Here is a 25,994-nt window from a genome sequence, read left to right as displayed (position 1 = left end):
GAAAATGGATACGCTCGGACCGTGCAGAACCAGAGCCCCGTCCATGAGTCCGCCACCGAGCTCGTCGGCATGCCGCCGGCGGACTCCAACATCACGGACCTGATCGTCGCCTCCTGTGCCGACCGGCCGGACGCCCCCGTGTACGCCGTGCGCAACGGCGCGGGCGGCTGGGTGGACGTCCACTTCACTGCGTTCCTGACCCAGGTGCGCGCCGTGGCGGCCGGCCTCATCGCCCACGGCGTCCAGCCCGGGGACCGGGTGGGCCTGTTCTCCCCCACCTCCTACGCGTGGGCCGTCCTCGACCAGGCCGTGTGGTTCGCCGGCGCCGTCTCCGTGCCGATCTACGAGACCTCCTCCGCCCACCAGGTGGAGCACATCGTCACGGACTCGGGGCTGCGGGTGGTCGCCGTCGGCAGCGAGGAGCTCGGCGAGCGCGTCGCCGAGGCCGCCGGGCACGCGGGCGTGGACGTGGCGACGTTCCCGCTGACGGACGCCGGACTGGCGGAGCTGGCCGAGGCCGGCGCGTTCGTGGCGGACGACGCCGTCGAGCACGCCCGCTCCCTGGCGACCCTCGCCAGCCCCGCCTCGATCGTCTACACCTCCGGCACCACCGGCCGCCCGAAGGGCGCCGTGATCACGCACGGCAACTTCGTGGGCGCGGCCATCAACGTGCTGCACTTCGCGCGCGAGGTGGTCCAGTGGTCCCCGGAGACGACAACGTCGCGCACCCTGCTCTTCCTCCCGCTGGCCCACGTGCTCGCCCACGCCGTCCAGGTCATCTGCCTGTACGCCCGCATCCAGGTGGCCCACTCCGGTTCCCCGGCCACGCTGCTCGGCGACCTCGCCTCCTTCCACCCCACGTGGCTGCTGGCCGTGCCGCGCGTGTTCGAGAAGGTCGAGGCCGGCATCGAGGCCAAGGCCCAGAAGAGCGGCACCGGGCCGATCTACGCGGCCGCCAAGCGCACCGCCATCGAGTGGTCCACGGCCGTGGACGAGGCCGAGTTCGGGGACGGCCCCGGGCCTTCGGCCCTGCTGCGCGCCCGGCGCGCGCTGTTCGACCGGCTGGTCTACCGCAAGATCCGGGAGGCCCTCGGCGGCGAGGTGATCTCGTGCGTGTCCGGCGCGTCCGCCCTCTCCCCGGAGCTGGTGCACTTCTTCCGCGGCGCCGGCATTCCGATCGTGGAGGGCTACGGCCTCACGGAGACCACCGCGCCGGCCACCGTGAACATCCCCGGCGCGCACCGCGTGGGCACCGTGGGCCTGCCCGTGGCCGGGGTGACGGTGAAGATCGCCGAGGACGGCGAGATCCTCATCCGCGGCCCCGTGGTGTTCGACGGCTACCACGGCATGCCGAAGGCGTCGGCGGAGGCGATGGAGGACGACTTCTTCCGCACCGGGGACATCGGTGCGCTGGACGAGCACGGCTTCCTGCGGATCACCGGCCGCAAGAAGGACGTGATCATCACCGCCGGCGGCAAGAACGTGTACCCCACGCCCATGGAGGAGGCGCTGCGCCAGCACCGGCTCATCGAGCACGTCGTGGTGGTCGGCGAGAACCGCCCGTTCGTGGGCGCCCTCATCACCCTGGACACCGAGGCCTTCACCCAGTGGGCCCTGGACCGCGAGCTCAGCCTCACGCCGGCCGAGGCCGCGACGGACCCCACCGTGCTGGCCTCGATCCAGGAGGCGGTGGACCAGGTCAACGCGGGCGTCTCCCGCGCCGAGTCCATCCGCCGCTTCCGCATCCTGGACCACCCGTTCACCGAGGACTCCGGGCACGTCACCCAGTCCCAGAAGCTCAAGCGGGCCCAGGTGATCGAGGACCACGCCGAGGACGTCGAGGCCCTCTACCGTCGCTGACCCCGCGCCCCCGGACGACGACGGGCCGGGAGGACGCCTCGTCCTCCCGGCCCGTTCCCGTCCGGCGGCGGTCAGCGCACCACGGCGTCGTCCTCCCGGGCCCACCGCAGGCGGGTGCGCAGCAGCTGCTCGCGGCGGTCCGCGCTCAGCTCACGACGGCGGCGCGTGGGCCACGTGAGCACGAGCGTCACGAGGGACGCCAGCAGGGTCACCAGCCCGACCACCACGGCCGCGTCCACCCAGAACTGCTCGGGGTAGAGGCGGATGAGGGCGTCCCGCACGGAGAACGTCCACGTGCCGTCCGCGAAGAACAGCGAGTGGAACCCGGCGAAGAACGTCTCCCAGCCCAGCACCGCCAGGACCGCGAGCGCGATCACCGCGAGCGGCAGCCACACGGCGCCGGCGAACAGGCCGCGGCGCACCCCGCCGGGGCTGGTGCGCAGCAGGGACGCGATGAGCAGGGCGCACACCACCACGAGCACCACGAGCGCCGCAGTGGCGATCCACAGCACGGTCTTCACATCCGTCATGTGGTCGACCTCGACCTCGGTGAACAGGGGTGCGCCCTGGTGTGTGAGGCTGCTGAGGTACCGAGGCCCGGCCAGGTTGGTCACGTAGTCCAGCCCGGCGGAGCCGTAGTGCATGCGGTCGGCGAGGGTGAAGCCGAACCGGTCCGCGGGGAACCCGGGCCGGTGGTACTCCAGCCACAGGAACACCGGGCTCGCCACGAGGCGGACAGCGGCCAGCAGCAGGGCGAGCGGGGCGAGGACCGCCAGCAGCACCTGCGCCAGGCGCGGACCCGCCTTGGGCAGGCGCGCGCGCTCCTCCGGCGTGGGGCCCTGCAGGGCCGCCGCCTGCGCCACGGGGGCGGCGGTGCCGTCCTCGGGGTAGCGGTCGACCGGGGCGGCCGTGCTCGACCCCGCCGGGCGGGCCCCGACGGCGGCGCTCAGCGGGCCGAGCTCGTCGGCGCCGGGCAACGGCCGCCGGCCGCCCTCGGGCACGGCCCGGGAGGCGACGATGTCGCGGTCGGCGTCCGCGACCGGGCGGCCGGCGTCGCGTCGGTCCGCGGCCGCCGCGTCCCCGCCGCGCAGCGCGGCGAGGTCCTCGGGGCTGAGCGCCGAGGTGTGCTGGGCGCCGCCGTCGTCGTCCCGACCCATGGCGGGCAGCGCCTGGGTGCGGTTCGGATCGTCGGCGGCGTCGTCCTCGACGAACGCGCCGTAGTCCAGCCCGGATTCGAAGTCCTCCGCCCCGGCGCGCTCGTCGCGCCCGCGGCCGGCCTGATGGGAAGCCATGCTCGTGCCTCTCTCGAGTGGGTCCGTCCGCCCGCGGGCGCCGGGGATCAGTAGCGGTAGTGGTCGGCCTTGTAGGGGCCGGCCACGTCCACGCCGAGGTACTCGGCCTGGGCCTTGGTCAGCTCGGTCAGCCCGACGCCGAGGGCGTCCAGGTGCAGGCGGGCGACCTTCTCGTCCAGCACCTTGGGCAGCGTGTAGACGCGCTTCTCGTAGTGCTCGCCGGTCAGGGCGCCGGTGCCCGTGGAGCCGCCGTAGAGCTCGATCTGGGCCATCACCTGGTTGGTGAAGGACGCGCTCATCACGAACGAGGGGTGGCCGGTGGCGTTGCCGAGGTTCAGCAGGCGACCCTCGGAGAGCACGATGATGCTGCGCTCGGCCTCCGTGCCGCCGTCCAGGGTCCACTCGTGGACCTGCGGCTTGATCTCCGTCTTCACGACGCCGGGGATGCGGGCCAGGCCGGCCATGTCGATCTCGTTGTCGAAGTGGCCGACGTTGCCCACGATGGCCTTGTCCTTCATGGCGGCCATGTGCTCGGCCATGATGATGTCCTTGCCGCCGGTGGTGGTGACGAAGATGTCGCCCTCGCCCACCACGTCCTCGAGGCGGGCCACCTGGTAGCCGTCCATCGCGGCCTGCAGCGCGCAGATCGGGTCGATCTCCGTGACGATCACGCGGGCACCCTGGCCGCGCAGGGCCTCGGCGGCGCCCTTGCCGACGTCGCCGTAGCCGCAGACCACGGCGACCTTGCCGCCGATCAGCACGTCCGTGGCGCGCATGATGCCGTCCGGCAGGGAGTGGCGGATGCCGTACTTGTTGTCGAACTTGGACTTGGTCACGGCGTCGTTCACGTTGATCGCCGGGAAGAGCAGGCGGCCCTCCTGCGCCAGCTGGTAGAGGCGCAGCACGCCCGTGGTGGTCTCCTCGGAGACGCCGCGTAGGGTGCCGGCGGTGCGGGTCCAGTGCTGCGGGTCGCGGGCCAGCGAGCGGCGCAGCGTCTCGAGGATGATCCGGTACTCCTCGGGGTCGTCCTCGGTGGCGCTGGGCACGGCGCCCGCGGCCTCGAACTCGACGCCCTTGTGCACCAGCAGGGTGGCGTCGCCGCCGTCGTCCAGGATCATGTTGGGGCCGCGCTCCGGATCCTCGTCCGCGCCCGGCCAGGTGAGGATCTGCGAGGCGGTCCACCAGTAGTCCTCGAGGGACTCGTTCTTCCAGGCGAACACCGGCACGCCCTGCGGGTCCTCGGGGGTGCCCGAGCCCACGACGACGGCGGCGGCGGCCTCGTCCTGCGTGGAGAAGATGTTGCAGGAGGCCCACCGGACCTCGGCGCCGAGGGCGATGAGGGTCTCGATGAGCACGGCGGTCTGCACGGTCATGTGCAGGGAGCCGGCGATGCGGGCGCCCTTGAGCGGCTGGGCCTCCCCGTACTCCTCGCGCAGGGACATCAGCCCCGGCATCTCGTGCTCGGCCAGGCGGATCTGGTGGCGGCCCGCCTCGGCCAGGGACAGGTCCCGGACCGTGAAGTCGAACGAGGCACCGGGCACGGTGGTGCGGTTGGCGAAGGCCGGGTCGACGTCGGGGGTGCGGAACTCTGCGGAGGTCTCAGTCATGCCCTCCAGCCTAGCGAGGCCCCGGACGGCACGAGACGCGCCGCGTCAGTCCCCGTCACGCACCACGCGCAGCCCGGGGCGGGCCGGCGGGACGGCCATGGGCCGGGTGGGGACCGTGCGCACGCCGCCGTCCGCGTCGACGGCCTCGTAGTGCTCGGGCAGCTCCAGCCGCAGCACCTCCCAGCCGCGCGGGGCCGTGGTGCGCCGAGCGTGCTCGCCGCAGAGGTCGTACGTGTGCGGCTCCGCCCGGCGCGACAGGGGCCCGATGACCACCTGCGAGTCCGCATAGTTGTACGTCAGCGTGGCCAGGGCAGGGCTCTGGCATCCGGTCTTGCTGCAGCGTCGCATGGGTCCCACGCCCGCCACCCTACTCGGCGGACGGCCCGGAGCGGTGGCCTACCATGGCGCGCATGACCGCGTCCGCCTCCTCCGATCCCCTCGACCCCCTGCCGTTCCGGGCGGGCGACGCCGCGGGGGCCGAGCCGGGTGTCGAGGGCGGCCCGGCCGAGGCCGGCGTCTCCTCCCCCACGGGGCGCGGCGGACGGGACCGCCGTGGCCGAGGGCTGCGGCATCCGCGCCCGTTCGGTGCGCGCTCGGAGCGGGGCCGGGGCGAGGCGCTGCTGACCGCCGTCGAGAAGGCGGTGGACCGGCTGGGCTCCCTGGACGCGCCCGGGCTGCGGCACGTGACCGCGCGGGTGGAGCGCATCCCGGACCGGCTCGACGAGCGACTGCGCGAGCTGCACGCCGGCCGGGAACGGGATGAGGAGGCGCTGTTCGCGCGGGCCGAGCGGCAGGGCCGGGACGGGGTGCTGATCACCCTGTTCGAGCGGCCGCTGCGGGACGCGGCCGACCCGGCCGACCTCGAGGGGGCCGTCTACGGGGTGGCGCTGAGCCGTTGCGCCGACGCGTTGGGCGTGGACCCGCAGGTGCTCGACCCCAGCTGGGGCCGCGGCTGAGCCCGGACCGGGCGGTCCGCGCCGGGCACCGCACCCGGTGGACGGGCGCCGTGCGTCAGGCGCGGGCGCGGCGCAGGCGGCGACGCTCGCGCTCGGAGAGCCCGCCCCAGATGCCGAAGCGCTCGTCGTTCGCCATGGCGTACTCCAGGCACGCGTCCTTGACGGTGCAGGCCTCGCACACGCGCTTGGCGTCCCGCGTGGAGCCGCCCTTCTCCGGGAAGAACGCCTCGGGGTCCGTCTGCGCGCACAGGGCGTCCGCCTGCCAGGCCAGCTCGCCCTCGACGGGCTCGGTGGTCACGCCCGGGATGGCGGCCCAGTCGGCGGAGACGGGCACGGCCTCGACCGGACGCGCGTCACCGGGGAAGAGGGCGGTGACGGTGGCGGTCGGGGTGCCGGTCTCGCCGTCGAGGTCGTGGGCGGTGAGGAAGGCGGTCGCCTGATCCTCGAGGCTCGCGCCGGACACGCCTGCCTGCGGGTCGGCGGGGTCGAGGAACCAGTCGCTGGGGACGCTCCGCGGACGAGGCGCCGGCGCGGGATCGGCGCGGTGCGCGTCCTCGACTCGCTGGGTCTGCTCCATGTGTGACGCCTCTTCCCGGGATCGACGTGGCGGCTGTGGGCCGGGTGACCATGCGGTCCGTGCGGGTGCCGGGCAAGCCGGCGGGCCCCTCCTGGCGGGACCGTTGGCCCGGGTTCATTACATCGGTGTGATTCATGCCGAGTCAAACCGAGCGGGTGCCACACTGGGCCCATGGTCTCCCTCTCCGCACCCCGGTCCACCGGCCCCCTCGTGCTCCGCCTCGCCTCCTCCCCGCGGCCCGCGCTCGTCCAGGAGCCGGGGGCTCCGGACGAGCCCGGCGCGGTGGACCAGCGCATCGAGCTCTCGGGCCGCGTGACCGTGAACTGGGCCGCCAAGTTCGCGGGCCTGCTCGGCGCCGAGGGCGTCGGCGCGGGCGACGCCGTCGCCCTGGACCTGCCCGTCCACTGGCTCTCCCACGCCCTCGCCCTCGGCGTGCTCTGCGCCGAGGCCGAGCCCGCCCTCGAGGGCGACTCCCCCGCCGCCGTCCTCACGGACCGGCCCGAGGCGTGGCCGGACCCGTCCGTGACCGTGTTCGCCGTCGCCCTGCCGCGCGGCCTCGAGCCCGAGTTCGACGGCCCGGCCGCCGATCCGGCCGTCATGGACGTGGCCGCCGAGATCCGCGCCCAGCCGGATGCCCTGCCCGGCCCCGTGGATCACGTGCGGCCCGCGTCGATCCCGGCCGGGGCCGACGTCGCCCCGGACGACGACGGCCCGCGCCCCCGCCTGACGTGGGCGGGAGTGCGGGCCGCGCTGGAGGCGTGGGACGCGGGCCGGGCGGTGACCGTGCGCCCCTGACGGGGCGGCGGGGTCAGGCCGGGACGCTCAGACCCCGGCGTCGGGGGTACGGTGCCGGCCGTGCGGAGGCAGCTGGTCCTCGCGCAGCACGGGCATCTGACCGGTGATGATCGCGAGGTCGTTGGCGAAGCCGGGCTCCACGTCCAGCTTCTCCTTGAACACCCAGAACCGGTAGGCGAAGTAGCGGAACACGGTGCCGAAGAACAGGCCGATCACGTTGCCGGCGATGAACAGGCCGGTCGGGTCGGTCACGCCCATCAGGTACTGCGCGATCGCCACGCAGCCGGCCTGGATGCCCAGCCCGATCGCGTTCATGATCAGGAACATCACGAGCTCGCGCGTCTTGTTGGAGGAGCGCTTGTCCCGGAACGTCCAGTAGCGGTTGGCGACCCAGCTGAACAGGGTGGCGACGACGCCGCCCACGATCTTGGCCTTGACGTTGGACCCCTCGAGCGGGCCGGTCATCATCCACCAGAAGACGAGCGAGTCCACCACGAACGCGGCCGCACCGACGGTGCCGAACTTGGCCACCTCCCGCCACAGCAGGGAGACCATCCCGGTCAGGCGGCCCCAGAGATCGGACAGCATGGGCGTGGACTCCTCGGTTCGGGACGGGGGTGTGCACGCGGGGCGGACCCGCGCAGGGCTGGGGAACACTGTAGCCGCGCCCCCGGCGCGCGCCCTCCTCGGATCCGGCATCGGCCACCCCTCCGTGACGGAGTTCTCAGCCGGTCCGACTACCCTGTCCGGGTGACTTCCCCTCGACTCGGTGTGATCGGTGGCGGGCAGCTGGCCCGCATGATGGCGGGCGCCGCCGCGGAGCTCGGCGTGCCCTTCCGCGTGCTCGCGGAGGCCCCGGACGCGTCAGCGGCCCAGGTCGCCCCCCACGTGGTCGGCGACCACGCGGACCTGGCGGACCTGCGTGCGTTCGCGGCCACGGTGGACGTGGTCACCTTCGACCACGAGCACGTGCCCACCGAGCACCTGCGGGCCCTGCAGGAGGCCGGCGTCGCCGTGCGCCCCGGCCCCGAGGCGCTGCAGCACGCCCAGGACAAGCTGGTCATGCGCGCCGCCGTCGAGCGGCTGGGCCTGCCGAACCCGGCGTGGGCGCCGGTCGACGACCTCGAGGCCGTCCTCGCCTTCGGCGACGAGCACGGCTGGCCCATGATCCTCAAGACCGCCCGCGGCGGCTACGACGGCAAGGGCGTGCTCAAGCTCGACGACCCCGACGACGCCCGCGCCTCCGCCGCGGACGGCACCCTGGCCGCGTGGCTCGGCGCCGGCATCGCCCCGCTGCTGGCCGAGGCCCTCGTCCCCTTCTCCCGTGAGCTCTCCGCGCAGGTGGCGCGCACCCCCTCCGGTGAGGTGGCCGTCTACCCCGTGGTCGACTCGGTGCAGGTGGCCGGCGTGTGTGACCTCGTGGTCGCCCCGGCCCAGGACCTCGACCCGGCCGTCGCCGCGGCCGCGACCGCCGCGGCCGTCCGCCTCGCCGAGGAGCTGGACGTCACCGGCATGCTCGCGGTCGAGCTGTTCGAGACGCCGGGGGTCGGCCCGGGCTTCCAGGTGAACGAGCTGGCCATGCGCCCCCACAACTCCGGCCACTGGTCCATGGACGGCGCCGTCACCGGCCAGTTCGAGCAGCACGTCCGCGCCGTGCTCGGCCTGCCGCTGGGCGAGACGGCCCCCCGCGGGGCCGGCGTCGTGATGAAGAACGTCCTCGGCGGCGCCCGCGAGGACCTGCACGCCGGCAGCGTCGCGGCCCTCGCCGCCCACCCGCAGGCCAAGGTCCACCTCTACGGCAAGGACGTGCGCCCGGGCCGCAAGGTCGGTCACGTCAACGTCGTCGCGGACCACGGCCTCAGCCTCGAGGAGGCCGTGCGGACCGCCGAGTCCGCCGCCGCACTGCTGCGCGACGACGCCCCCACCACCGGCACCGAGACGGAGGCCCGCCCATGACCGCCACGCCCCAGACCCCCGCCCAGCCCCTGCAGGACGACGCCCCGGTCGTCTCCGTCGTGATGGGCTCCGACTCCGACTGGCCCGTGATGAGCGCGGCCGCCGAGGCCCTGCGCGAGCTCGACGTGCCCGTCGAGGTCGGCGTGGTCTCCGCGCACCGCATGCCCCACGAGATGGTGGAGTTCGGCGCCCGCGCGCACGAGCGCGGCATCCGCGTGATCGTGGCGGGCGCGGGCGGCGCGGCGCACCTGCCCGGGATGCTCGCCGCCGTCACCCCCCTGCCCGTGATCGGCGTGCCCGTGAAGCTCAAGAGCCTGGACGGGATGGACTCCCTGCTCTCGATCGTCCAGATGCCCGCCGGTGTGCCGGTGGCCACCGTCTCCATCGACGGCGCCCGCAACGCCGGCCTGCTGGCCGCCCGCATCCTCGCCTCGGCCGACACCGCGGAGGGCGACCGCCTGCGCGCCGCCCTCGCCGAGCACGCCGACGAGCTCAACGCCCAGGCCCGGGCCAAGGGGGCCCGCCTGCGCGAGCGGATGGCCGCCGACCGCTGATGTCGCCCGCCACCGGATCCGTGCCCGCCGGTCACGCGCAGCCCGACCCGCTCCGAGATCCACGCGTCGCCTCCCCCACCGAGCGCACCCGCCGGGCGCTGATCCTCACCGCCCTGACCCTGCTGGTCCCCGGCGGCGCCCAGCTCGTCGCCGGCAGCCGCCGGCTCGGCCGCGTGGCGCTGCGGGTCACCGTCACCGTGTGGGCCGTGCTGATCCTCGGGCTGCTGTGGTGGCTGGTCTCCCGCGCGAGCCTGATCTCGCTCATGGCCCGGGACGGCGTGCTGCTCGGGCTGGCGGTGGTCCTGGCGGCGTTGGCGGTGGGCTGGGCGGTGCTGTGGGTGGACACGTTCCGGCTGATCCGGCCGCACCTGCTCGCCCCCGGCGCGCGGAAGATCACGGCGGCGGTCACCGCGCTCGCGCTCGTGCTCACCAGCGGCGCCCTGCTCTACGGCGGCTGGGCGGCGAACACGAGCCGCGGGGCGCTCGGCGAGGTCTTCCAGGAGGGGCCGGCCGTCCCGGAGGCCGAGGGCCGCTACAACATCCTGGTCCTGGGCGCGGACGCCGGCGAGGGCCGCCAGGGGCTGCGCCCGGACTCCATGCACGTGGTCTCCGTGGACGCCCGCACCGGCGCCATCGTGATGTTCTCCCTGCCCCGCAACCTCCAGAACGCGCCGTTCGTCGAGGGCTCCCCGCTGTGGGACGTGTACCCGAACGGCTTCGACTGCGGCGACGAGTGCATCCTCAACGCCCTCTACACGGACGTGGAGGAGCACCACGCAGACCTCTACCCGGACGCCGAACACCCCGGCGCCGAGGCCATGAAGGACGCCGCCGGCGGCATCCTCGGCCTGGACGTCTCCGGCTACGCCCTCATGGACATGGGCGGCTTCGCCCAGCTGATCGACGCCATGGGCGGGGTGGACGTCGTCAGCGGCGGCTACGTGGTGCACCGCGGCGTCCGGCCCGACGGCGTCTGGGGCAACATCTGGTGGGAGCCGGGCACCCACCACTTCAACGGCGACGACGCGCTCGCCTTCGCCCGCTCCCGGCACTGGTCCACCGACTACGCCCGCATCCGCCGGCAGCAGTGCCTGCAGGCGGCGATGCTGGAGCAGTTCAGCCCCGCCACCGTGCTCACCCGCTTCGAGGGGATCCTCGCGGCGGGCCAGCAGATCGTGACCACCGACCTGCCGCAGTCCCAGCTCGGCACGTTCGTCGACCTCGCCGAGCGCTCGCGCGGCCAGAAGATGCGGCGGCTGACCATCGGCCCGCCCGACTTCGGCGACACGGGCACCCACTTCACCACCTACCCCGACTACGACCTCGTCCACCGCCGCGTGGACGAGATGCTGGCCGATGAGTCCGTGACCGCCGGATCGGAGCCGACCGGGGTCTCGGCGACGCCGCTGCTCACCGTGCTGGCCGTCGTCGCGCAGGAGACGCAGGCCCCCGACGTCGACGAGGACGACCCGGCCACGTGGCCGGCCCCGCCGACCCGCTCCGACGGCGAGCCCTTCACCGCCGAGGACCTGATGACGGCCGAGGACCTGGGCCAGGAGGACGTGCTGAACCACGCGTCCTCGACGAACGGGCTGTGCGTCCCCGCCCCGTGAGGCGCGGCGCGCGGGCCGACGGGCTGACCTAGGTGTAAGAGGTCATGACGTTGTTGACTCGGGCCGGGGCCAACGAGGCCGGAGGAGCGTCTCCCCAGGAGGTATGAGGCCGATGGTAGTTGTAGTGGTTCACCCACACCGCCAGGGCCTCACGCCGAGCTTGCTCTGAGGTGTAGGGGCGGGCGTAGAGGACCTCATCGACCATCAGCCGGTTGTACCGCTCGACCTTCCCGTTATGGCGCGGGGTGTAGGGTCGGATCCGGTGATGCCGGCCCCCGAGCGAGACCACCTTCGCGGTGAAGTCCGCAGCCCGATAGTTGTTCCCGTTGTCCGTGATCACCCGGTCCACGGTGATGCCGTGGGCGGCGAAGAACGCCCGCGCCCGGCAGTAGAAGCTCACGGTCGTGGCCGCCCGCTCGTCCTCCAACGCCTCGGTGTAGGCCAGGCGGGTGTACCCGTCGATCGCCGAGTGCAGGTAGGTGTAGCCGACCCGCCGGCCAGGCCCGCGCTTGGAAGCACGGCCTGCTTCACTTTCACGTCCGTGGGTGCGCCAGCCGCCCCCGTCTGGGATCTTCCCGATCTTCTTCACATCCAGGTGCACCATGTGCCCCGGCCCTCTCGCGGTGATCTTCTGGGGTCGTTGGCGCAGGTCCTCACCTGTGGGCGCGAGGTCTCGCAACCGGGAGATGCTCAGCCGGTGCATCCACCTCCCCACGGTGCGCAGGCACAGCTGGTGGCCTTCGGAGGCGAGGTGGTGATGGATGCGCCGTGCGGACCACTTGCGCTCCCGCCGCAGGGCGTGGATCTGGGCGACCAGGACCGGATCGAGCTGGGCAGGTGAACGGTGCGGCCGGCTGGGCAGGTCCTGAAGGCCGGCCTCGCCCTCGGCGCGGTAGCGGGCCACCCAGGTGGCCACCGTGGGCCGGCTCACCCGGAACTCGGCGGCCACGTGCGCCTGTGGGATCCCGTCGTGCAGGTGGCGGTGGACCATCCTGAGACGGCCGGTGGGGGTCAGGGGTGCGTTAGCGTGAGTCATGAGTGGGTCTTTTCGGGCAGGTGGGTTGTTGAGGAACTTCCATCCTGCGGGAGAGGCCCACTCGTCTCATCTCAGCCGGCGCCTCGTGGCAAGAACCTCATGACCCACAACACCTAGGCTGGGGCGCATGCACGTCCTGAAGCCCGTGATCCGTGACTACGCCTGGGGCTCCCCCACGCTCCTCGCCGACCTGCAGGGACGCGAGCCCACCGGCCGCCCCGAGGCCGAGCTGTGGCTGGGCGACCATCCGGGCGCCCCGTGCGTCGCCGTCGTGGCGGACGGCGCCCGTGTCGGCCTGGACGAGGTGGTGGCCGCGGACCCGGAGCGCTGCCTAGGGCCCGCCGCGCCGGAGGGCCGTCTGCCCTTCCTCATGAAGCTGCTCGCCGCGGGCGCCCCGCTGTCCATCCAGGCGCACCCCACCCTGGAGCAGGCCCGCGCGGGATACGCCGCGGAGGAGGCCGCCGGCGTGCCGGTCGACGCCCCGGAGCGCAACTACAAGGACGCGAACCACAAGCCGGAGATGCTGCTCGCGCTGACCCCCTTCTCGGCGATGTGCGGCTTCCGCTCCCCCGAGGTCTCCTCGGACAGCTTCGAGGCCCTGGCCCGCGCCCTCACGGAGCGGGCGGACGGGGACACGTCCGCCGTCGCCGTCGCCGCCGCCCGGATCAGCCAGGCCCTCGCCGCCGGGGACCTCGAGGACGCGTTCACCTCGATCCTCGACCCGGACTCCGTGTGGGGCTCTCCCGGCGCCGTGGCGCAGGTCGTGGACGTGCTGCGGGCCGCGCCGGACCTGGCCGAGCGCGACCCCTCGCTGGCCACGGCCCTCGAGGTCGCCCAGCACCACCCGGACGACCCCGGCGTGGTGGTGGCCATCCTGCTCAACCGCGTGGACCTGGCCCCGGGTCAGGCCATCCATCTGCCCGCCGGCAACGTGCACGCGTACCTGCACGGGCTGGGCGTGGAGGTCATGGCGGCCTCGGACAACGTGCTGCGCGGCGGGCTCACCCCGAAGCACGTGGACGTGCCCGAGCTGCGCCGCGTGGTCACCTTCGAGGCGCTGCCGGTGCCCTCCACCGAGCCCGAGCGCGTGGCCGACTCCGTGGTGGCCTTCCGCCCGCCGTTCGAGGAGTTCGAGCTGCTCCAGGCCACGCTCGAGGACGACGCCGTCCACGGGCTCGACGTGCACGGGCCCGGGATCGCGGTGGTCACCCGCGGCACGGCGAGCCTGGCCCTGGCAGGCCAGGAGATCGAGCTGGGCCCGGGCGAGGCCGTGTTCCTGCCCGCCGCGGAGACGGCGTCCGGCCCGCTGGCCGTCCGCGCCGCGGCCGGCGCCCCGGCGACGGTGCACGTGGCCGGCCTGCCGCGGGGCTGAGCCCGGCAGGCCGGCCCGCAGGCTCAGCGGGCGTCGCGGTCCTCCAGCCACTTCGACCACTTCTTCACGTCGTGGTCGGCGTCCACGGTGCGGACCGTGCCGGATGACGAGCGCATCACGATGGACTGCGTGTGCACGCGGCCGTCGGCGAAGCGCACACCGCGCAGCAGGTCGCCGTCGGTGATGCCGGTGGCCGCGAAGTAGCAGTGGTCGGAGGTGACCAGCTCGTTCGTGGTCAGCACGGCGTCGAGGTCGAGGCCGGCGTCGAGGGCCTTCTGCTTCTCGGCGTCGTCGGTGGGGGCCAGGCGACCCTGGATGATGCCGCCGGTGGCCTTGATCGCGCACGCGGTGACGATGCCCTCGGGGGTGCCGCCGATGCCCATCATCATGTCCACGCCGGTGCCCGGGCGGGCGGCAGCGATGGCGCCGGCGACGTCGCCGTCCAGGATGAACTTCACCCGGGCGCCGGCCTGGCGGATCTCCTTGACCAGGCCCTCGTGGCGGGGGCGGTCCAGCACGCACACGGTCACCTGGGAGACGGGCTTGTCCAGGGCCTTGGCCACGAGGTTCACGTTCTGCTTCACCGGCAGGCGCATGTCCACGAAGTCGGCGGCCTCGGGGCCCACCACGAGCTTGTCCATGTAGAACACGGCCGACGGGTCGAACATGGTGCCGCGCTCGGCCACCGCGAAGACGGAGAGCGCGTTGTTGTAGCCCATGGCGGTCAGGCGGGTGCCGTCGATCGGGTCCACGGCCACGTCCACGGCGGCGCCGGAGCCGTCGCCGACCTGCTCGCCGTTGAACAGCATGGGGGCCTCGTCCTTCTCGCCCTCGCCGATCACCACGGTGCCGTCCATGGCCACGGTGTCCATGAACGCGCGCATCGCGTCCACCGCGGCGCCGTCCGCCTTGTTCTTGTCCCCGTAGCCCACCCAGGGGCTCGCGGCGATGGCCGCCGCCTCGGTCACCCGCACCAACTCCATGGCCAGGTTGCGGTCCGGGACGTGGTTCTCGTAGCCGGTCTTCTCCGAGGACGCGCTGGTCATCGCTGCTCCGATCCTTGCTCGCGGCGCTCCGTCCGCACGGGACGGGGCGTGAGGGCGGCTCTGCCCCGGTCCTCATCCTACGGGGGCGGCCTCCCGCGGGTGGCACAATGCTGACCGTGAGCTCCGCCGACCCCCACGCCCCCGCCCCCCGTCCCGTCCTGACCGCCACGCAGGCGCAGCGGGCCCGGCAGCCGTGGATGGCCATGGTGCTCTCCCTGGCGGCTCTGCTGGCGATCGTGGCCGTGGTCCTCCTGCTCAACCCGGAGCCGCCGCAGCGGCCCCGTGAGGACCGCGTCGACGTCGCCGCCGAGGCCGCCACGGTCCCCCACGACGACGGCGACCTGCCGGCCCTGGCGCCCGAGGTGCCGGAGTCCTGGTACGCCAACTACGCCCGCCTGCAGAAGCTGGACGGCGTCTCCACGTGGGACGTCGGCTGGGTGGTGACGGACACGGTATTCGCGGGCCTGCAGCAGGCCGAGGACGTCGACCCCACCTGGGTGAGCCTGCGGGTGGACCACGTCCCGACGTCGGAGACGATCGAGATCGACGGGATCGCGTGGGATCTCCACGCCGATCCGAAGAAGCCGGAGCGACGGCTCGTGGCGGAGGTGGACGGCAGCACCGTGGTGCTGACCACCACCGGCGACCAGGCCGTCCTCGAAGACCTGGCGCACGGCGTCGCGAAGGAGACACGATGACCCCCCATACCCGCCCCGAGACGACGCCGGCCCCCGACGTCGTCGTCCCCACCTCCGACCTGACCCCCGCGGAGGCGTGGGAGGTCCTCGCCGAGGGCAACCGCCGCTTCGTGGCGGGCGAGCCGAGCCACCCGAACCAGAACGCGGAGCGGCGCAGCGACCTGACCGCCGGCCAGGCCCCGGTCGCCGTGATCTTCGGCTGCGCCGACTCGCGGCTTGCGGCGGAGATCATCTTCGACCTGGGCCTCGGCGACGTGTTCGTGGTGCGCACGGCCGGCCACGTGATCGACGACGCCGTGCTGGGCTCCATCGAGTACGGCGTGGACGTGCTGGAGATCCCGCTCGTCATCGTCCTGGGCCACAACTCGTGTGGCGCCGTCACCGCGACGGTCGAGTCCTACATCTCCGGGACCATGCCGCGCGGCTTCGTGCGCCCCCTCGTGGAGCGCATCATCCCGTCCGTGCTGGCCGGGCGCCGCCGCGGTCTGGAGGAGGTCGACGAGTTCGTGGCCGAGCACGTGGACCAGACCTGCGACCACCTCCTGGAGACCTCGCAGTCCGTCCGCGCGGCCGTCGAGTCGGGGCGCACCGCCGTCGTCGGGCTCACCTACTCGCTCTCCGAGGGCACCGCGCGGCCGGGCCGCGTGCACGGCGACCTGGCGGTCTGACGACGCCGGGCGTCCGGTGCGGCACCGGGCGCCCGCGCCGTCCTAGGATGTGACCATGACCGCAGAGAACACCGATCAGCAGTTCCGCATCGAGCACGACACCATGGGCGAGGTGAAGGTGCCGGTGAACGCGCTCTACCGTGCGCAGACCCAGCGCGCCGTGGAGAACTTCCCGATCTCCGGCAAGGGCCTCGAGCCCGCCCACATCCACGCCCTCGCACAGGTCAAGAAGGCCGCGGCCAAGGCGAACGCCGAGCTGGGCATCATCTCGCAGGAGCGCGCGGACGCCATCGTCGCCGCCGCGGACCAGGTCATCGCCGGCGACCACGACGACCAGTTCCCGATCGACGTGTTCCAGACCGGCTCCGGCACCTCCTCGAACATGAACACCAACGAGGTGCTCGCCACCCTCGCCACCCGCGCACTGAAGGAGGCCGGCTCCGAGGACGAGGTGCACCCCAACGACCACGTCAACGCCTCCCAGTCCTCGAACGACGTGTTCCCGACCTCCGTGCACGTGGCCGTCACCGCCGCCCTCGTGAACGACCTCGTCCCGGCGCTGGACCACCTGGCCGTCTCCCTCGAGAAGAAGGCGGAGGCCTTCGCCGGCGTCGTGAAGTCCGGCCGCACCCACCTCATGGACGCCACCCCGGTGACCCTGGGCCAGGAGTTCGGCGGCTACGCCGCGCAGGTCCGCTACGGCATCGAGCGCATCCAGTCCGCGCTGCCGCGCGTGGCCGAGGTCCCGCTCGGCGGCACCGCCGTGGGCACCGGCATCAACACCCCGAAGGGCTTCTCCGCCCGTGTGATCGAGCTGCTCGCCGAGGAGACCGGTCTGCCGCTGACCGAGGCCCGCAACCACTTCGAGGCCCAGGCCAACCGTGACGGCCTCGTGGAGGCCTCCGGCCAGCTGCGGAACATCGCGTTCTCGCTCATGAAGATCAACAACGACCTGCGCTGGATGGGCTCCGGCCCGAACACCGGCCTCGGCGAGATCGCCATCCCGGACCTGCAGCCGGGCTCCTCGATCATGCCGGGCAAGGTCAACCCCGTGATCTGCGAGGCCGCGATCATGGTGTGCGCCCAGGTGATCGGCAACGACACCACCGTCGCCCTGTCCTCCACCAACGGCGCCTTCGAGCTCAACGTGGGCATCCCCGTGATGGCCGCCAACCTGCTCGAGTCCATCCGCCTGCTGGCCAACACGACGCGCGTCATGGCGGACAAGATGATCGACGGCATCGAGGCCAACGAGGAGCGCTGCGCCTTCCTCGCCGGCGCCTCGCCGTCCATCGTGACCCCGCTGAACAAGGTGATCGGCTACGAGGCCGCCGCCAAGATCGCCAAGCACGCCGTCGCGAACAAGATGACCGTGCGTGAGGCCGTCGTGGACCTCGGCTACGTCGAGCGCGGCGAGGTCACCGAGGAGCAGCTGGACAAGGCCCTGGACACCATGTCCATGACCCACCCGGAGTGATCCGGCGGATCCGGTGAGCGGCGCGACGCCGCCTCCCGGACCACGACGACGAGCGGCCGTCCTCCCGTGCGGAGGGCGGCCGTCCGTCGTTCACGCCAGCACCAGCACTCCGGCGGCCGCCGCCACCATCGCCGGCCCGAACGGCAGCGCCGTTCGCCCCGTCGCCCGGCCCGCGAGGACCAGCAGCCCCGCCACGACGCCGCCGAGCAGGATCGCGCCCACCCCGGCGGCGAGCACCGCCGTCGGACCGAGCACCCCCGTGTACACGCCCAGCCCGCCGGCGAGCTTCACGTCCCCCATCCCGAGGCCGCCGCGGCTGAGCACGTGCAGCGCGAGCATCGCCACGGTGTAGCCGAGACCGCCCAGCAGGCTGCAGAGGGCCAGGTCACCCCGGCCCGCCAGCAGCGCTCCCCCGGTCATCATCGCCAACCCGCCCAGCGCCAGCCGCAGCGTCCATCGGTTCGGCAGCCGATGTTCGCGCAGGTCCGTGCGCACGAGCACGCCCGAGCACACCGCGAACCACACCAGTCCCAGGGACCACAGCACCGCCGTCGCCGGCGCGCCGTGCGTCCACGCCCATCCCACCCCGCTCATGCGCCCAGCCTAGGCCGGGCGGCGCACCCGCCGGGCCGTCGTCCACAGGGCGATCCGGCCACCTCGCGTTCACGGTCCGGCCACCCGGTGTTCTGCCCACAGCGCAACCGGAGCCGCCCATTGCGACGAGCCCTCGCGTGGGTCTACTGTGAAGTCACGAGCTTCCAGCCGTCTCATGGACGTACGGGGCTCACACAGACCCCATGGCCTCAATCCCGTTTCAAAGGGGCCATGGTGGCGGGCTTCCTCGGTCCCCCATCCCCCCCTCCGCGGGGCCGAGCACCCCCGCCGGGGGCCGCTGCTTCGGCAGCGGCCCCTTTTTCATGACCGACCCCGCCGCCCGGCTCAGGCCCGGCCCTCCTCCAGCAGGTCCGTGACCAGCGCGGCGATCGGGGAGCGCTCGGAACGGGTCAGCGTCACGTGTCCGAACAGCGGGTGGCCCTTGAGGCGCTCCACCACGGCCGCGATGCCGTCGTGCCGGCCCACGCGCAGGTTGTCCCGCTGGGCGACGTCGTGGGTCAGCACGACCTTCGAGTTGCGGCCCATCCGGCTCAGCACCGTGAGCAGCACGTTCCGCTCGAGCGACTGCGCCTCGTCCACGATCACCCACGCATCGTGCAGCGAGCGGCCGCGGATGTGCGTCAGCGGCAGGATCTCCAGCATCCCGCGGTCCACCACCTCGTCCACCACGGACGGGGAGACCAGCGCACCCAGGGTGTCGAACACGGCCTGCGCCCACGGGCCCATCTTGTCGCCCTCGGAGCCGGGCAGGTAGCCGAGGTCCTGGCCGCCGACGGCGTACAGCGGGCGGAACACGACCACCCTGCGGTGCTCGCGGCGCTCCATCACGGCGTCGAGGCCCGCGCACAGCGCCAGCGCGGACTTGCCGGTGCCCGCGCGGCCGCCGAGGGAGACGATGCCCACGCTCGGATCCGTCAGCAGCTCGATGGCCAGCCGCTGCTCGGCGGAACGGCCGTGCAGGCCGAACACGTCGCGGTCCCCGCGCACCAGGCAGGCTCGGCCGCCCTCGCCGACCCGGGCCAGGGCGGAGCCCCGGGGCGCGGTGAGCACCAGCCCCGTGTTGACCGGCAGACGGTCCGCCTCGGCCGGGGCCTCCTCCGGCCCGGTCTCGACGCCCGTGCCGGTCAGGGTCCCCAGCGGGACGCCGGCCAGGTCGACCTCGCCGTCGTCGTAGAGGGCGTCCAGCCGCTCCTGCGCCACGCTGAGGGAGACGGTGCCGCGCCAGCCCGAGTCACGCACGAGCTCGTGGCGGTACTCGTCCGCGGCGAGGCCCATGGCCGCCGCCTTCACGCGCATCGGCAGGTCCTTGGACACGACCGTGACCGTGGCGCCCTCGTCCGCGAGCGCCTTCGCGACGGCGAGGATGCGGGAGTCGTTGTCCGTGCCGCGGATGCCCAGGGGCAGCACGTCCACGGACACGTGGTTCAGTTCGATCCGCAGCGTGCCGCCCTCGGGGGTGATCGGCACGGGCTGGTCCAGCGCGCCGTGGCGGCCGCGCAGGTCGTCGAGCAGGCGCAGGGCCGTGCGCGCGTAGTAGCCGAGGTCGGGGTCGGCGCGCTTGGCCTCGAGCTCCGAGACCACCACGAGCGGCAGGACCACCTCGTGCTCGGCGAAGTGCAGCAGGGCGCGCGGGTCCGAGAGCAGCACGGACGTGTCCACCACGTAGGTCCGCAGGCCGGTCGCCTCCGCCGCCCCCGCCTCGGCACGCGCCTGGCCCGGCCGGCTCGACGGCTCCTGCCGGGTCTGCGCGTGCTCCACGAGCTCTGCCACCATGTCTGCCTCCTGTGCCGGTGAACCGTGCGGGCGGGGGTCCGCCCACGGGCCACGCTAGGAAGCGGCGTCGTCCGCCGGGGCCCGGCACGGTGAACCCGGGATGAAGTCGCGGTGACGGTCCGTCCGGGCCCCGCCACGGCCCCGGCGTCCCGCGCTCCCTACACTGGAGACGCGCCGCCGACGTCCCGACGGCCGCCCGCTCCCCGTCCCCAGGAGGGCCCTTGAGCATGCACCGCCCGTCCCCCGGCCTGCCCGATCTGCCGGGCGGCCCAGCCCCCGCCCCGACCCTGGCCGAGCGCGCCGGCGGCCGCCTGCTGGGCGCCGTCGCGCCCACCGCCGTGCTGATCGCGGCCATGTGGGTCGCGCAGGTCGTGCTGATCTTCCTCGGCCGGGTGATCATCCCCGGCGTGGGCCTGATCCCCCGACGCCTCGACGGCCTCGACGGGGTCCTGTTCTCCCCCGTGCTGCACGCCGGCTGGGCCCACCTGATCGGCAACACGACGGCGCTGCTCGTCCTCGGTCCGCTGGCCGCCCTGGTCTCGCGTCGGCCGGTGGCCCTGCTCGTCTGCGCCTGGCTGGGCTCGGGCCTGCTGACCTGGGTGATCGGCACCCCGGGCGTGCACATCGGCGCCTCCGGGATCGTGTACGCGCTGATCGCGTTCCTGATCGTCTACGGGGTCGCGGTGCGGCGGATCGGGGCGGTCGTCGTCTCCGTGCTCGTTGCGCTCACGCACCTGGGCTCGAGCCTGATCGGCCTGCTGCCGGCACCCGGCATCTCGTGGACCGGCCACCTGGCCGGGGCCGTCGTCGGGGTGCTGCTGGGCCTGTGGTGGGGCCGCGCCGACCGTCAGGTGCCGAACCGGCGCTGACGGCTGCCGTAGTCGCGCAGGGCACGCAGGAAGTCGACCTTGCGAAACGCGGGCCACATGGCCTCGCAGAAGTAGAACTCCGAGTACGCGGACTGCCAGAGCAGGAACCCGGAGAGCCGCTGCTCCCCGGACGTGCGGATGACCAGGTCCGGGTCCGGCTGGCCGCGCGTGTAGAGCCGGTCCGCGATCTGCTCGACGGTGACGGACTCGGCCACCTCCGCCGCGCTGTGGCCCAGGGCGTGCTCGTCCCGCAGCAGCTCGCGCACGGCGTCGAGGATCTCCTGGCGGCCCCCGTAGCCCACGGCCACGTTCACGTGCACGCCGTCGTGGTCCTTGGTCTGTTCGGCCACCTCGGCGAGCCGTCGCGCCATGGGCTCGGGGAGCAGGTCCACCGCGCCGACCGGCTGCACGCACACGGGGGCGCGGCCCTCGGCCGGCTGGGCGAGGCGCTCCGCCGTCGTCTGGATGATCTCCAGGAGCGGGGCGAGCTCCTCCGCCGGGCGCCGCAGGTTCTCGGTGGAGAGCATGTAGAGCGTGACCACGGGGATGCCGGCCTCGTCGCACCAGCCGATGAAGTCGAGGATGCGCTCGGCGCCGGCCTGGTGACCCTGCTGCGTGGACGCCCCGAACGCGCGGGCCCAGCGACGGTTGCCGTCCACCAGCACGCCGATGTGCCGAGGCAGGCGCTCCGGGTCCAGGCCACGCGTCAGCCGCCGCTCGTACAGGCGGTAGAAGGCCTCGGGTCGACCCACGGCGCGCTCCCCTCTCGGACGGTCCTGCGAGCCTCCAGGATACGCGCGCGGCACACAGCGACCATCCCGTGCCCCGGCCCCGGGCCGACCGACGACAATGGAGGCATGGACCCTGTGACACCCCTCCGCGAGACCGACGCCGCCCGTCGCCTGCGCTGGCGCATCGAGCGCATCCGCGACCCCGACCATCCGCTGTACAAGCCCCGACTGCGCGGTTGGATCCACGCGGTCATGGCGCCGCTGACGCTCGCGGCCGGCATCGTGCTCATCGTGCTCGCGCCGACCGCGACGCTGCGGTGGGCCAGCGCGGTCTACACCGTGACGGGCCTGCTGCTGTTCGCGGTCTCGGCGACGTACCACCTGGTGCAGTGGAACGAGGTGGTCTCCCGTGTCCTCAAGCGGTTGGACCACACGAACATCATGCTGGTCATCGCCGGCACCTACACGCCGCTCTCCCTGGCCCTGCTGGCTCCGGACCGGGCGCGGGTGCTGCTCACCCTGGTGTGGGTGGGGGCCGTGGCCGGCGTCGCGTTCCGGGTGCTGTGGACGGATGCCGCGCGCTGGCTCTACACGCCGGTGTACGTGGTGCTCGGGCTGGCGGCGCTGCTGTACCTGGGCGACTTCTTCGCCGCGGATGCGGCGGCGGGGTGGCTGATCGTGGCCGGCGGCGTCGCGTACATCACGGGCGCGGTCTGCTACGCGCTGCAGGCCCCCACGATCCACCGCGAGTGGTTCGGCTTCCACGAGCTGTTCCACGCCTTCACGGTGGCCGGCTTCGTGTGCCACGCCGTCGCCATCTACCGGGCGGTGCTCGTCGTCGCCTGAGCGTGTCGAGGAAGGGGGTCTGCGCCCCGCCGGGCAGCGCCGAGGCCCGCAGACGCGCCGCTACGGCATGGAGGTGGCGGCGCGTCTGCGGGCCTCAAGGGTTCGGGCGTGGAGTCTCCGGCGTCGAGTCTCGGGCGTGCACGGGCCCGACGACGGTCAGTCGCGTCCGGTGTCCGGGGCCTGGGGCTCCGGGGCCGGCTCCTGGAGGTAGCCGGGGTACTTCTCCTGCAGGCGGCGCAGCCGGTCCTCCGAGTCCGCGTCCAGGTGCTCACCGCCCGCGCGGACCTCGTCCGGCAGGTGCTGCTGATGGCGCTCCACGAGCATGGCCTCGGCCTGCGGGGAGCGCTGCTGGACGCGGCGCACGGAGCGGACCATGACGCGGAAGACGATGATCGCCATGACCACCATGAGCGCGGTGAACAGGAACCCTTCGATGCCGGGGGTGACCTCCGCCTCCTCGAGCCCGGGGCGCAGCGTCGGCTCCGGGACGGCGGGCACCGGCGCGGGGCTCGCGGCCGCGAGCGCGTTGAGGACGAGGGGAAGGCCAGACAGGGGTGTCACGCCGCCCCACTCTACCGGCCCCGGCCGCACGGCCCGAGCCGGGTCGGCTCAGCGCAGGCCGGCGAAGAGGTCGTGCTCCGGCAGCTCGGAGGGCACGCGCGAGTCGATCAGCGCGAAGTCCTCCCACGGCCAGGCGCGCCGCTGCAGGTCGTGGGGCGCGTCGAAGAACATGCCGTCGGGGTCGATCTGGGTGCGATGCGCCCGCAGGGCGGCGTCGCGCTCGTCGAGGAAGCCGGTGACGTCCACCTGCGTGGTGACGTCGTGGTCCGCGGTGACCCACGGCGGGATGACCTCCGGGTCGGGCACGTCCTCCCCGGCTTCGCGGCGGCGCAGCACCTCGCGCATCGCGTCCATCGCGTCGAACATCATCAGGCGTCGGGCGAACGGCACGTCCTCGCCGTCGGCCTCGGCCACCGCGGCCATCGTGCGGAACTTCCGCGGGTTGAAGCCGCAGTCGTAGTAGACCTTCGAGACCTCCCAGGCGGGCCCGGCCTCGGGGTACTCGTCGGCGAGGCCCGCGGCCCGGTACGCCTCCATCGTCACGGCGTGGGCCTGCAGGTGGTCCGGGTGGGGGTAGCCGCCGACCTCGTCGTAGGAGATGAGCACGTGCGGGCGGAACCGGCGCACGAGCGAGATCAGCGGGGCCGCCGCATCCCGGAGCGGGACCTCGGCGAAGCAGTTCGCCGGGAGGGCCGGCAGCGGATCCCCCTCGGGCAGGCCCGAGTCGAGGAAGCCGAGCCAGGCGTGCCGGATGCCGAGGATGCGCGCGGCCTCCGCCATCTCCTCGCGGCGCACGGCCGCGATGTCCCGGTCCGCCCGGGTGGTGTCCCCGAACGACGGGTTGAGCAGGGTGCCGGCCTCGCCGTCGGTGCACGTGACGACCATGACCTCGGCCCCGGCCGCCGCGTAGGCGGCCATGGTGCCGGCCCCCTTCGAGGACTCGTCGTCCGGGTGGGCGTGCACCGCCATGAGACGCAGCCCGGTGGAGGGCGGCAGGGCGGTGCCTGCGGCCGGCTGGGCCTGGGGGGTCTGATCGGTCACGGGGGTCGCACACTCCTGTCCGGATGGCGGGGCCGCCGCGGGGGCGGCGGCGTGAGGGGTCCAGGCCGACGTCGTCATCGGCCTCCGGCGGCGGGCAGCGGCTAGGGTGGAGGGGATGTCTCACCACGCCCCCGCGGTCCGCGCGCAGGACCCCACATTAGCCAACCGGTACGGCACGAACCACACGCGTCCGGGCCGTCGTCGGCTGTGGGCGGGCCTCGGCGGGCTCGGGCTGGTCGTGGCCGTGCTGCTGTCCGTGTGGATCGGCCTGAACATGTCCGTGGGCGCCATCGAGTACAAGGACGTCGGCTTCACCATCGAGGACGACGGCCACGCGACCGTCACCTTCCAGGCCTCCGTCCCGGAGGGCGTGCAGGCCGAGTGCGATGTGCTCGTCACCGACTCCCACGCCGCCCCCGTCGGCTTCCGCACCGTCCGCCTGGAGACCCTGCCGGCCGACCGGCGGGACTCCCCCTCGGACGCGCAGCAGCGCTACACCGTGGACGTGCGCACCGTGGTGCGGGGCGACTCCGGCATCGTCGAGACCTGCCGCAAGGTCTGAGCCCTCCCGGAGTGCTCCGCCCTCGGCGTAGCGGCCGCCGTTGGTGTGACGCACGCCGCCCGGATAGACTCGTCGGAGCATTCCCGCCCCGCCGGTGAGTCAGGCAGGCGTCGCACGGAGCCCTCGGGTCACGCGCGTCCTCCTGGTCGGCGGGGTCTTTCGCATGCGGGCGCGTCCGCCGGACGCGGATCGCGCACCGGATACGGTGCGCCGCGCCCCGGACTCCGCATCACCCGAGACAGAAAGGCGGAACAGAGCATGACCACCAGCCAGTCCGACGCCCCGTGGCTGACCCAGGAGGCGTACGATCGCCTCTCCAAGGAGCTCGAGTACATCTCCGGTCCCGGCCGTCAGGAGATCATCGAGCGCATCGAGGCCGCCCGCGATGAGGGCGACCTCAAGGAGAACGGCGGCTACCACGCCGCCCGCGAGGAGCAGTCGAAGAACGAGGGCCGCATCGCCGAGCTGAAGCACCTGCTCGAGACCGCCCGCGTGGGCGAGGCCGCCGAGAACGACGGCGCCGTGCACCCGGGCACCGTGGTGACCGCCGTCGTCGCAGGCGACGAGATGACCTTCCTCTTCGGCAACCGCGAGATCGCCGCGGACGACGAGTCGCTCGAGGTCTACTCCGAGCGCTCCCCGCTCGGCGAGGCCATCAACGGCGCCAAGAAGGGCGACAAGGTCTCCTACACCGCCCCGAACGGCAAGGACATCAAGGTCGAGGTCAAGGACGTCCAGCCCTACTCCGGCTGACCCTGCCCGGCTCCGACGGCGGCCGCGGTCCCCTCCAGGGGCCGCGGCCGTCGTCCGTCCCGGGTCCCACCGCGCCCCCGTTGCTACTCTGGCCCCATGCTGACCGTCGAGAAGGCACACCTGCTGCTCACCCGCGAGGACGGGTGCTCCGAGAGCCCCTCCCACCACCGCGTTGCCCTCGCGGCCGCCGCGCTGGCCGACCACCGGTCCGCCGGGATCGTGACCCTCGAGGACGTCCCCGTGGACCGGGCCCGCGTGCTCGTGACCGCGGCCGGCACCACCGGCGACCCCGTCCTGGACTCCTCCCTCGGACAGGTCGACGCCCTGGCCGGCCGACCGCTCGTGTCCACTGTGGCGGCCGGCAAGCCGGACCTGCGCAAGGCCGTCGTCGCCCATCTGACCGAGACCGGCCGCCTCACCGAGCGCAAGGCCTTCCTGGCCACCCGGCACGTCCCCCGGGGCACCGAGCGCACCGAGCTGCTGGCGCACCTGACCGCCGTGGTCCTCGACGAGGCCGAGCCCTCCGACGAGGACGTGCTCCTGCTCGGCGTGCTGCAGCACCTCAACCTCGCCCGACGCCTGCTGCCGGGCGCCCACGAGCGCTACGACCGCCGCGAGATGGTCCGCCGCATCGAGGCGCTGACGCGCGAGGACCTCCTGGTCCAGGCCGTGCGCCGCGCGGTGGGCGGGACCTGTGGCACCGTCACCGCGGCCGCCGCCGGCTCCGCGGCCTGAG

27 protein-coding genes are annotated in these 25,994 nt (G+C 73.6%); 15 read left to right on the top strand and 12 right to left on the bottom strand.

Features of this window, described 5'->3' with window-relative positions; genetic code table 11:
• The first annotated feature begins 21 nt into the window (after positions 1-21).
• Complete coding sequence (locus AC3RJ9_RS02375) at positions 22-1,860, top strand: AMP-dependent synthetase/ligase (protein ID WP_371506593.1); 1,839 nt, start codon at positions 22-24, stop codon at positions 1,858-1,860.
• 71 nt (positions 1,861-1,931) lie between these two features.
• On the opposite strand, the gene AC3RJ9_RS02370 is transcribed toward AC3RJ9_RS02375, so the two are convergent.
• From AC3RJ9_RS02370 to AC3RJ9_RS02360, 3 genes are read right to left on the bottom strand one after another with little or no spacing between them, the layout of a single operon-like run.
• Positions 1,932-3,152, bottom strand: coding sequence for a TIGR01906 family membrane protein (locus AC3RJ9_RS02370; protein ID WP_371506592.1), 1,221 nt, complete (start codon positions 3,150-3,152; stop codon positions 1,932-1,934).
• Between the two features lie 47 nt (positions 3,153-3,199).
• Positions 3,200-4,759, bottom strand: a complete 1,560-nt coding sequence (ahcY, locus tag AC3RJ9_RS02365; protein ID WP_371506591.1) for an adenosylhomocysteinase — start codon at positions 4,757-4,759, stop codon at positions 3,200-3,202.
• 45 nt (positions 4,760-4,804) lie between these two features.
• Positions 4,805-5,107: a DUF3499 family protein gene (locus AC3RJ9_RS02360; RefSeq protein WP_020628239.1), complete on the bottom strand. Its 303-nt coding sequence runs from the start codon at positions 5,105-5,107 to the stop codon at positions 4,805-4,807.
• Between the two features lie 62 nt (positions 5,108-5,169).
• Between AC3RJ9_RS02360 and AC3RJ9_RS02355 the strand changes: the two genes are divergently transcribed.
• Complete coding sequence (locus AC3RJ9_RS02355) at positions 5,170-5,715, top strand: hypothetical protein (RefSeq protein ID WP_225348318.1); 546 nt, start codon at positions 5,170-5,172, stop codon at positions 5,713-5,715.
• A 55-nt stretch (positions 5,716-5,770) separates the two neighbouring features.
• On the opposite strand, the gene AC3RJ9_RS02350 is transcribed toward AC3RJ9_RS02355, so the two are convergent.
• Positions 5,771-6,292 carry a WhiB family transcriptional regulator gene (locus AC3RJ9_RS02350; protein WP_115165317.1) on the bottom strand — a complete coding sequence of 174 codons (522 nt, stop codon included), beginning with the start codon at positions 6,290-6,292 and terminating at the stop codon, positions 5,771-5,773.
• Positions 6,293-6,463: 171 nt separating this feature from the next.
• On the opposite strand from AC3RJ9_RS02350, the gene AC3RJ9_RS02345 reads away from it, so the two are divergent.
• Positions 6,464-7,087 carry a hypothetical protein gene (locus AC3RJ9_RS02345; protein ID WP_123244309.1) on the top strand — a complete coding sequence of 208 codons (624 nt, stop codon included), beginning with the start codon at positions 6,464-6,466 and terminating at the stop codon, positions 7,085-7,087.
• 27 nt (positions 7,088-7,114) lie between these two features.
• Here AC3RJ9_RS02345 and AC3RJ9_RS02340 read toward each other — a convergent pair whose 3' ends face one another.
• Positions 7,115-7,675, bottom strand: coding sequence for a GtrA family protein (locus AC3RJ9_RS02340; protein WP_041104993.1), 561 nt, complete (start codon positions 7,673-7,675; stop codon positions 7,115-7,117).
• A 162-nt stretch (positions 7,676-7,837) separates the two neighbouring features.
• Here AC3RJ9_RS02340 and AC3RJ9_RS02335 point away from each other — a divergent pair, with 162 nt between their 5' ends.
• Genes AC3RJ9_RS02335 through AC3RJ9_RS02325 form a run of 3 tightly spaced genes read left to right on the top strand, consistent with a single transcriptional unit; the run spans position 7,838 to position 11,210 of the window.
• Positions 7,838-9,043, top strand: a complete 1,206-nt coding sequence (locus AC3RJ9_RS02335) for a 5-(carboxyamino)imidazole ribonucleotide synthase (RefSeq protein WP_123244308.1) — start codon at positions 7,838-7,840, stop codon at positions 9,041-9,043.
• Positions 9,040-9,597 (top strand): 5-(carboxyamino)imidazole ribonucleotide mutase, encoded by a 558-nt coding sequence (gene purE / locus AC3RJ9_RS02330; protein ID WP_002854497.1) that lies wholly within the window; start codon positions 9,040-9,042, stop codon positions 9,595-9,597. Before AC3RJ9_RS02335 ends, purE begins: the two co-directional genes overlap by 4 nt.
• A 20-nt stretch (positions 9,598-9,617) precedes the next feature.
• Positions 9,618-11,210 carry an LCP family protein gene (locus AC3RJ9_RS02325; protein ID WP_233569949.1) on the top strand — a complete coding sequence of 531 codons (1,593 nt, stop codon included), beginning with the start codon at positions 9,618-9,620 and terminating at the stop codon, positions 11,208-11,210.
• A gap of 28 nt (positions 11,211-11,238) precedes the next feature.
• Here the strand turns inward: AC3RJ9_RS02325 and AC3RJ9_RS02320 are convergent, their stop codons facing one another.
• On the bottom strand, positions 11,239-12,246 hold the full coding sequence (locus AC3RJ9_RS02320) for an IS481 family transposase (RefSeq protein ID WP_489727678.1): 1,008 nt from the start codon (positions 12,244-12,246) through the stop codon (positions 11,239-11,241).
• A 127-nt stretch (positions 12,247-12,373) separates the two neighbouring features.
• Here AC3RJ9_RS02320 and manA point away from each other — a divergent pair, with 127 nt between their 5' ends.
• On the top strand, positions 12,374-13,618 hold the full coding sequence (gene manA / locus AC3RJ9_RS02315) for a mannose-6-phosphate isomerase, class I (RefSeq protein ID WP_123244300.1): 1,245 nt from the start codon (positions 12,374-12,376) through the stop codon (positions 13,616-13,618).
• 23 nt (positions 13,619-13,641) lie between these two features.
• Here manA and glpX read toward each other — a convergent pair whose 3' ends face one another.
• The gene (gene glpX, locus AC3RJ9_RS02310; protein WP_144825398.1) at positions 13,642-14,664 is read right to left on the bottom strand and encodes a class II fructose-bisphosphatase; all 1,023 of its coding nucleotides are present in this window, start codon (positions 14,662-14,664) and stop codon (positions 13,642-13,644) included.
• A 107-nt stretch (positions 14,665-14,771) separates the two neighbouring features.
• On the opposite strand from glpX, the gene AC3RJ9_RS02305 reads away from it, so the two are divergent.
• From AC3RJ9_RS02305 to AC3RJ9_RS02295, 3 genes are read left to right on the top strand one after another with little or no spacing between them, the layout of a single operon-like run.
• Entirely contained in the window at positions 14,772-15,362 is a 591-nt protein-coding gene (locus AC3RJ9_RS02305; RefSeq protein ID WP_152743687.1) for a DUF4245 domain-containing protein, read from the top strand.
• Positions 15,359-16,030: a carbonic anhydrase gene (locus AC3RJ9_RS02300; RefSeq protein ID WP_002854504.1), complete on the top strand. Its 672-nt coding sequence runs from the start codon at positions 15,359-15,361 to the stop codon at positions 16,028-16,030. Before AC3RJ9_RS02305 ends, AC3RJ9_RS02300 begins: the two co-directional genes overlap by 4 nt.
• Before the next feature lie 55 nt (positions 16,031-16,085).
• Positions 16,086-17,507, top strand: coding sequence for a class II fumarate hydratase (locus AC3RJ9_RS02295; protein ID WP_095347539.1), 1,422 nt, complete (start codon positions 16,086-16,088; stop codon positions 17,505-17,507).
• Positions 17,508-17,597: 90 nt separating this feature from the next.
• Here AC3RJ9_RS02295 and AC3RJ9_RS02290 read toward each other — a convergent pair whose 3' ends face one another.
• Both AC3RJ9_RS02290 and phoH2 read right to left on the bottom strand, forming a co-directional pair.
• On the bottom strand, positions 17,598-18,101 hold the full coding sequence (locus AC3RJ9_RS02290; RefSeq protein WP_041105007.1) for a prepilin peptidase: 504 nt from the start codon (positions 18,099-18,101) through the stop codon (positions 17,598-17,600).
• A gap of 345 nt (positions 18,102-18,446) precedes the next feature.
• On the bottom strand, positions 18,447-19,895 hold the full coding sequence (gene phoH2 / locus AC3RJ9_RS02285) for an RNA 5'-3' helicase PhoH2 (RefSeq protein ID WP_041105009.1): 1,449 nt from the start codon (positions 19,893-19,895) through the stop codon (positions 18,447-18,449).
• A 227-nt stretch (positions 19,896-20,122) separates the two neighbouring features.
• On the opposite strand from phoH2, the gene AC3RJ9_RS02280 reads away from it, so the two are divergent.
• The gene (locus AC3RJ9_RS02280; RefSeq protein WP_256093448.1) at positions 20,123-20,764 is read left to right on the top strand and encodes a rhomboid family intramembrane serine protease; all 642 of its coding nucleotides are present in this window, start codon (positions 20,123-20,125) and stop codon (positions 20,762-20,764) included.
• On the opposite strand, the gene AC3RJ9_RS02275 is transcribed toward AC3RJ9_RS02280, so the two are convergent.
• Complete coding sequence (locus tag AC3RJ9_RS02275; protein ID WP_036339992.1) at positions 20,743-21,516, bottom strand: isoprenyl transferase; 774 nt, start codon at positions 21,514-21,516, stop codon at positions 20,743-20,745. The genes AC3RJ9_RS02280 and AC3RJ9_RS02275 overlap by 22 nt on opposite strands.
• A gap of 105 nt (positions 21,517-21,621) precedes the next feature.
• Between AC3RJ9_RS02275 and trhA the strand changes: the two genes are divergently transcribed.
• Entirely contained in the window at positions 21,622-22,341 is a 720-nt protein-coding gene (gene trhA, locus AC3RJ9_RS02270; RefSeq protein WP_069941637.1) for a PAQR family membrane homeostasis protein TrhA, read from the top strand.
• A 156-nt stretch (positions 22,342-22,497) separates the two neighbouring features.
• Here the strand turns inward: trhA and AC3RJ9_RS02265 are convergent, their stop codons facing one another.
• Complete coding sequence (locus tag AC3RJ9_RS02265) at positions 22,498-22,902, bottom strand: hypothetical protein (RefSeq protein ID WP_049147425.1); 405 nt, start codon at positions 22,900-22,902, stop codon at positions 22,498-22,500.
• A 48-nt stretch (positions 22,903-22,950) separates the two neighbouring features.
• Positions 22,951-23,943 (bottom strand): mycothiol conjugate amidase Mca, encoded by a 993-nt coding sequence (gene mca / locus AC3RJ9_RS02260; RefSeq protein WP_489727677.1) that lies wholly within the window; start codon positions 23,941-23,943, stop codon positions 22,951-22,953.
• A 115-nt stretch (positions 23,944-24,058) separates the two neighbouring features.
• On the opposite strand from mca, the gene AC3RJ9_RS02255 reads away from it, so the two are divergent.
• From AC3RJ9_RS02255 to AC3RJ9_RS02245, 3 genes are all read left to right on the top strand, one after another.
• Positions 24,059-24,505 (top strand): DUF4307 domain-containing protein, encoded by a 447-nt coding sequence (locus tag AC3RJ9_RS02255; protein ID WP_036316331.1) that lies wholly within the window; start codon positions 24,059-24,061, stop codon positions 24,503-24,505.
• Between the two features lie 258 nt (positions 24,506-24,763).
• Complete coding sequence (greA, locus tag AC3RJ9_RS02250; protein WP_060973861.1) at positions 24,764-25,258, top strand: transcription elongation factor GreA; 495 nt, start codon at positions 24,764-24,766, stop codon at positions 25,256-25,258.
• Positions 25,259-25,354: 96 nt separating this feature from the next.
• The gene (locus AC3RJ9_RS02245) at positions 25,355-25,993 is read left to right on the top strand and encodes a GOLPH3/VPS74 family protein (RefSeq protein ID WP_123244296.1); all 639 of its coding nucleotides are present in this window, start codon (positions 25,355-25,357) and stop codon (positions 25,991-25,993) included.
• Position 25,994: the final 1 nt, after the last annotated feature.

The organism is Micrococcus sp. 63XJN7_6_ISO-PGPR-S23-444 (assembly GCF_058072765.1).
This window is presented reverse-complemented; position numbering and strand designations above follow the sequence as displayed.